Annotated in this window: 4 protein-coding genes; 2 read left to right on the top strand and 2 right to left on the bottom strand. The window is 68.2% G+C overall.

Annotation, left to right across the window (positions count from 1 at the left end):
• A partial coding sequence (locus tag HC022_RS17050; protein WP_167453227.1) for a penicillin acylase family protein occupies nucleotides 1-1,499 on the bottom strand: 1,499 nt, incomplete at its 3' end.
• 116 nt (nucleotides 1,500-1,615) lie between these two features.
• On the opposite strand from HC022_RS17050, the gene HC022_RS17045 reads away from it, so the two are divergent.
• The gene (locus HC022_RS17045) at nucleotides 1,616-2,488 is read left to right on the top strand and encodes an NAD(P)-dependent oxidoreductase (protein WP_167453226.1); all 873 of its coding nucleotides are present in this window, start codon (nucleotides 1,616-1,618) and stop codon (nucleotides 2,486-2,488) included.
• Between the two features lie 158 nt (nucleotides 2,489-2,646).
• Here the strand turns inward: HC022_RS17045 and HC022_RS17040 are convergent, their stop codons facing one another.
• On the bottom strand, nucleotides 2,647-3,072 hold the full coding sequence (locus HC022_RS17040) for an OsmC family protein (RefSeq protein WP_008883862.1): 426 nt from the start codon (nucleotides 3,070-3,072) through the stop codon (nucleotides 2,647-2,649).
• Between the two features lie 504 nt (nucleotides 3,073-3,576).
• On the opposite strand from HC022_RS17040, the gene HC022_RS17035 reads away from it, so the two are divergent.
• Nucleotides 3,577-6,187: ribonuclease E/G (locus tag HC022_RS17035; protein ID WP_167453225.1), on the top strand; the 2,611-nt coding region annotated here is incomplete at its 3' end.

Here is a 6,187-nt window from a genome sequence, read left to right as displayed (position 1 = left end):
TCGGGGAAGACGCCCTGCCAGCGGTTGGCCTCGACCCAGCCGGGCGAGGGCATGCGGCCCTGGCTCTGGTGGGCCGGATCGCGCAGGGGCATGGCGCCGATCAGCTTCATCGCGATGTGCTCGCTGTCGATCAGCGTCAGCATCTGCGACGGCGCGACATAAAGCGGTGTCGCCTCGTCGAGCGCTTCCTGCACGCTCCCCGCCGCCATCAGGCGAAGCGCGCCGCTGACCGAGGTGTCACTGCCCGAGAGCGCCGTCCAGTTCATCGACACCACGTGGCCCGGGGGCGTGATGGCGTCGAGTTCGAAGCGGGTGCGGGGCAGGACGGGGCCGTTGTCGGTCCAGCGCAGGGTGACGGTGACCGGCGCCTCGCCGCGGATCTCGACGATCGAGCGGCGGGTCTGGAAGCGCTTCCAGCCGTCGGGCGTGCGGTATTCCTGCGGGTTCTCGGGGTTCAGCTCCTCGATGTGCAGGTCCTGGTCGTCGAGGTAGGACGAGGTCAGCCCCCAGGCCAGCTTCTGCGACCGGCCGAGCATCACCGCGGGAATGCCGGGCACGGTGGCGCCGATCACGCCGCCCGAGGACAGCTCGAGCCGCGCGAGATACCAGGTCGAGGGCGCGGTGAACCCCAGATGCGGGTCGTTGGCGAGAAGCGTGCCGCCCCCGGCCGAGCGCGCGGGCGCCGCGGCCCAGGCGTTGGAGGCGCCGGCGAAGCCGCGCTCGGCGAAGGGCGAGAGCCGGTCCTTGTAGGGGGATGTCCCGGGGTCCCGCGCGGCGTAGCGCGGCATTTGCAGGCCGGGAAAGAGGCTGGCGTAGTCGGGCAGGGCGGCGGTGCCGGTGCCGGGGATGTCGGGCAGGATGTCGGCGAGCCGCTTGGGATCGGGCAGCAGCAGCGAGGTCCGGGCGCGCAGGATCTCGTCGCGGAACTGGCCCGAGAGCTGCAGCGCCATCAGCTTGACCAGCGAGATGCTGTCGGCGGGCTGCCACGGCGCAATGGGTGCGTCGAAGAGGAAGAACTCCGGCGCGCCGCGCCCGAGGCTGTGCTCGTTGATCTCGGTGATGCGCGCGTTCACCCCGGCCGAATAGGCGCGGAGCGCCGCCAGCGTCTCGGGCGTCTGCGAGGAGACCGAGCGGGTGGCGAGCGGGTAAAGGTCAAGTCTGCGCATCAGGATGTCGGTCTCGAGCGTGCGCCGCCCGAAGATCTCCGAGAGCCGCCCCTGCACGGTGCGCCGCATCAGCACCATCTGCCAGAGCCGGTCCTGCGCATGGGCATAGCCCAGCCCGAAATAGGCGTCCTCGTCGGAGGCGGCGAAGATGTGCGGCACGGCGGCATTGTCGCGCACGATATCGACCTCGGCGCCGATGCCGGCGACGGTCAAATCCTTGTCGTAATCCGGCAGCGACCGCGAGCCGAGGTAGTAGACCAGACCCACCACGACGACGGAAAGGAGGATCGCCGTGGACGCGAGCCTCAGGAGCCATCGGAAGAGTGTCGCCATCAGGATTTCCCCGTTCACCGGTCTTCGGGCGGGCTTACCGCGTGGCCGCCCCCTTGCCAAGGCCCGGGGGAGCGGCGACAACACAGCCAACGTCAGCGATAACGGAGGGTTGAACCATGGCGAAATGCGCATTCCTGGGGCTCGGGGTGATGGGATATCCCATGGCCGGGCATATGGTGAAAGCCGGTCACGAGGTCACGGTCTACAACCGGACCGCCGCAAAGGCCGAGGCCTGGACGACCGAACACGGCGGCAAGATGGCGCCGACCCCGCGCGAGGCCGCCGAGGGCGCCGAGTTCGTCATGGCCTGCGTCGGCAACGACGACGACCTGCGCTCGGTCTGCCTCGGCGAGGACGGTGCCTTCGCGGGCATGTCCGAGGGGGCAATCTTCGTCGACCACACCACGGTGAGCTCGAAGGTCACGGCAGAACTCTATGAAGTCGCGAAGGAAAACGGCTTCGGCTTCGTCGATGCGCCGGTCTCGGGCGGGCAGGCGGGGGCCGAGAACGGCCAGCTCGTGGTGATGTGCGGCGGCGACCAGCCGGACTACGACATGTCCGAGCCGGTCATCGACGCCTACTCGAAGCTCTGCCGCCGGATCGGCGACAGCGGCGCCGGCCAGAAGTGCAAGATGGTCAACCAGATCTGCATCGCGGGCCTCGTACAGGGCCTCTCCGAGGGGCTGGCCTTCGCCGAGAAGGCAGGTATCGACGGCCGTGCTGTGGTCGACGTGATCGGCGGCGGCGCCGCCGGCTCGTGGCAGATGGTGAACCGCTACGGCACCATGATCGACGACAAGTTCGAGCACGGCTTCGCGGTCGACTGGATGCGCAAGGACCTCGCGATCTGCCTCGCCACCGCCGAGGAGATCGGTGCGCCGCTCCCCGTCACCGCGCTCGTGGACCAGTTCTACAAGGACGTGCAGGCGATGGGCGGCGGCCGCTGGGACACCTCGAGCCTGATCAAGCGCCTCAAGGCCTTCGGCTGACGTCCGGCCCCCCCCGGTGACACGCCAGAGGCCTCCGGCGGGGATATTTTTGGCCAGTGGAAAACACGCGCGCGTCGCCCTGTCTTCCACTGGCCTTCAAATATCCCGGGGGTGAGCGCGCCCCGGCGCGCGGAGGGGGCAGCGCCCCCTTGCTGCCGTTACGCCAGCGTGGCGTCCATGGTGATCTCGGCGCTCAGAAGCTTCGAAATCGGACAATTCTCCTTGGCCGTAGCTGCGGCCTCGGCGAACTGCTCGGCCGTGGCGCCGGGCACCTTGGCGGTCACGTCGAGGTGGCTCGCGGTCACCGCGAAGCCGGCGTCGCTCTTCTCGAGCGAGACGGTGGCGACGGTCGAGATATCGTCCGGGGTGAAGCCGGCCTCGCCCAGCACCATGCTCAGCGCCATCGAGAAGCAGCTCGCGTGTGCGGCCCCGATCAGCTCCTCGGGGTTGCTGCCCGGCGCGCCCTCGAAGCGCTTGTTGAAGCCGTAGTTCACCTCGTCCAGCACGCCGGATTCGGTCGAGATTGTGCCGGTGCCTTCCTTGAGGCTGCCCTTCCAGTTCGCGGATCCCTTCTTGCGGATCATGTCGTGCTCCTTCTCGTCAGACGGCGCCGCGATGCGCGGCACCCGGGGACCCAACGCGGCACCGGGCGGGGAGTTGCATCGGGGCGGGGCGCCGCTTCGCGCGCGGAAAATCGCAACTGTCACATTCCATATTGTCTTTTCCACACCCCTTCCCTTATGCTGGCTGTCAGGCCTCCCATAATGCTTGGCGATGCCAGAGAGTTTCGCTGCGCCGGCGCGTCCCCGACAAGGACCCGGTGCAGACCGATCGGGCCGCAAGGCCACCCGAAGACCGCCCGGACCGCCTCACGGTTGCGGGCAGATAACAGGCGCAGCGCGGCAAGGCCCGTGCCAGCGTCGGAGAAGAACCGCGATGAAGCGTGCGACGCAGACGAGGCACCAGGGCGAAGACCAAGCGTCTTCCCGTGCCTGCGCGCCGCAACTCGCCCAGACAAGCCACGCCGCAACTCCCCTTCGTCCCCCTCCCGGTGGAGGAGGGGCGCTTGCGCCGTGCAGACGGACAACATGGCAAAGAAAATGCTCATCGACGCCACCCACGCGGAAGAGACCCGCGTCGTGGTGGTCGACGGAAACAAGGTCGAGGAATTCGACTTCGAGTCGGAAAACAAGCGTCAGCTAGCCGGCAACATCTATCTCGCCAAGGTGACGCGCGTCGAGCCGTCCCTACAGGCGGCCTTCGTGGATTACGGCGGGAACCGTCACGGCTTCCTCGCCTTCTCGGAGATCCACCCGGATTACTACCAGATCCCCGTCGCCGACCGTCAGGCGCTGATGGAGGAAGAGGCCGCGCTTGCCGCCGAGGCCGATGACGAGGACGACGAGAAGGAAAAGTCGCGCGCGCGCTCCGCGCGGTCGCGCCGGTCCCGTTCGCGCACCCGGTCCAAGGCCGAGAAGACCCGCAGCGACGACAAGACCACCTCGGCGGACGTCTCCGAGATCAAGGGGATGGAGACCATCGACCTTGGTGGCGAGGAGCACGGCGAGGACACCGCCGAGGGTCTGTCGCCCATGGTGCTGGTGGACGAGGCCCCCGTGGCCGAGCCCGCCGACGCGCCCGAATCCGGCGACAGCGAAGACATCGTGACCACCGGGACCGCAACCGAAGAGGCCGCGTCCGACGAGGCGGCTGCCGAGGCGATCGCGGACGAGGACGAGGCACCCGAGGCCCGCGACACCGAGGCCGACGACGAGGATGAGGACGACGACGATCACGTCTCCGGCGACGACAGCATCGAATCCGTGGCCGACGACGACACCGAGGAAGACATCCGCCCCAAGCGCAAGCCGCGCCCGCGGAAGTACAAGATCCAGGAAGTCATCAAGGTGCGCCAGATCATGCTGGTGCAGGTCGTCAAGGAAGAACGTGGCAACAAGGGCGCCGCGCTGACCACCTACCTGTCGCTGGCGGGCCGCTACTGTGTGCTGATGCCGAACACCGCCCGTGGCGGTGGCATCTCGCGCAAGATCACCAACACCACCGACCGCTCCAAGCTCAAGCAGATCGCCGCCGAGATCGACGTGCCCAAGGGCGCGGGCCTGATCATCCGCACCGCTGGCGCCAAGCGCACCAAGACCGAGATCAAGCGCGACTACGAGTACCTCCAGCGCCTGTGGGAGCAGATCCGCGCCCTCACGCTGCAAAGCATCGCGCCCGCCAAGATCTACGAGGAGGGTGACCTCATCAAGCGCTCGATCCGCGACCTCTACAATCGCGAGATCGACGAGGTTCACGTGGAAGGCGACCGCGGCTACCGCATCGCCAAGGACTTCATGAAGATGATCATGCCGTCCCACGCGAAGAACGTGAAGCACTACGCCGACCCGATGCCGCTCTTCGCGCGCTACCAGGTCGAGAGCTACCTCAGCTCGATGTTCAACCCGACGGTCCAGCTCAAGTCCGGCGGCTACATCGTCATCGGCGTGACCGAGGCGCTGGTGGCCATCGACGTGAACTCCGGCCGGGCCACCAAGGAAGGCTCGATCGAGGAGACCGCGCTCAAGACCAACCTCGAGGCCGCCGAGGAGGTGGCCCGACAGCTGCGTCTGCGCGACCTTGCCGGTCTGATCGTCATCGACTTCATCGACATGGAAGAGCGCAAGAACAACGCCGCAGTCGAGAAGAAACTCAAGGACAAGCTCAAGACCGACCGGGCCCGCATCCAGGTGGGCCGGATCTCGGGCTTCGGCCTGCTCGAGATGTCGCGCCAGCGTCTGCGCCCGGGCATGATCGAGGCCACCACGCAGCCGTGCCCGGCCTGCCACGGCACCGGCCTGATCCGCTCGGACGACAACATGGCGCTGAACATCCTGCGCCAGATCGAGGAAGAGGGCACCCGCCGCCGCTCGCGCGAGGTTCTGGTCAAGGTGCCGGTGGGCATCGCAAACTACCTGATGAACCAGAAGCGCGAGCATGTCGCTATGATCGAGGCGCGCTACGGCATGGCCGTGCGCATCGAAGGCGACACGCATCTGGTCTCGCCGGACTTCTCGATGGAGAAGTTCAAGACCGCGACGCGCAACGTGCCCGAGGTCGTGGCGCCGGTGGTGTCGGTCGACACCACGCTGATGGACCAGGTCGACGAGGACGCGCTCGAGGCGGAAGTCGAGGAGGTCGAGGAAGTCGAGGAGGAGACCACGGTCGAGACCCCGACGCCGCAGGACGACGACGACAAGCCCAAGAAGCGCCGTCGGCGTCGGCGTCGCTCGCGCTCGAAGTCGCGCGAGAACGACGAGAACGGCGAGAGCGATGGCTCGGACGAGGGTAACGACAACGGCGATCCCGACGCGTCGGACGAGGTGACGGCGGAAGCGCCGGCCACCCCGGTCGCGGCAGAGGCAGCGGCCGAGGTTGTGACCGAAGCCCCCGAGGAGGCCCCGGCCGCCGAGACCCCCGAGGCCGCCCCGGCCGAGGAGGAAGCGCCCGCCAAGCCCAAGCGCACCCGCTCGCGGTCGCGCTCCCGCGCCAAGAAGACCGAAGAGGTGACGGAAACCGCCGAGGCGGCTCCGGCCAGCGAGCCTGAAGCAGCCGCCGTGGTCGAAGCGCCCGAGGCGCCTGCTGCCGAGGTCCCGGAGCCCGAGGCCGCAGCGGCTCCCGAAGCCGTCGAGGCCGCGCCGG

Source organism: Salipiger sp. HF18, from assembly GCF_011806505.1.
GTDB lineage: Bacteria > Pseudomonadota > Alphaproteobacteria > Rhodobacterales > Rhodobacteraceae > Salipiger > Salipiger thiooxidans.
Note: the sequence above shows the minus strand (reverse complement) of the source record. Positions and strands in the feature narration are given on the sequence as shown.

Bases quoted from the DNA above. Each gene is read 5' to 3' on its own strand.
- HC022_RS17045 (WP_167453226.1), top strand. From the start codon at position 1,616: ATGGCGAAATGCGCATTCCTGGGGCTCGGGGTGATGGGATATCCCATG.
- HC022_RS17040 (WP_008883862.1), bottom strand. From the start codon at position 3,072: ATGATCCGCAAGAAGGGATCCGCGAACTGGAAGGGCAGCCTCAAGGAA.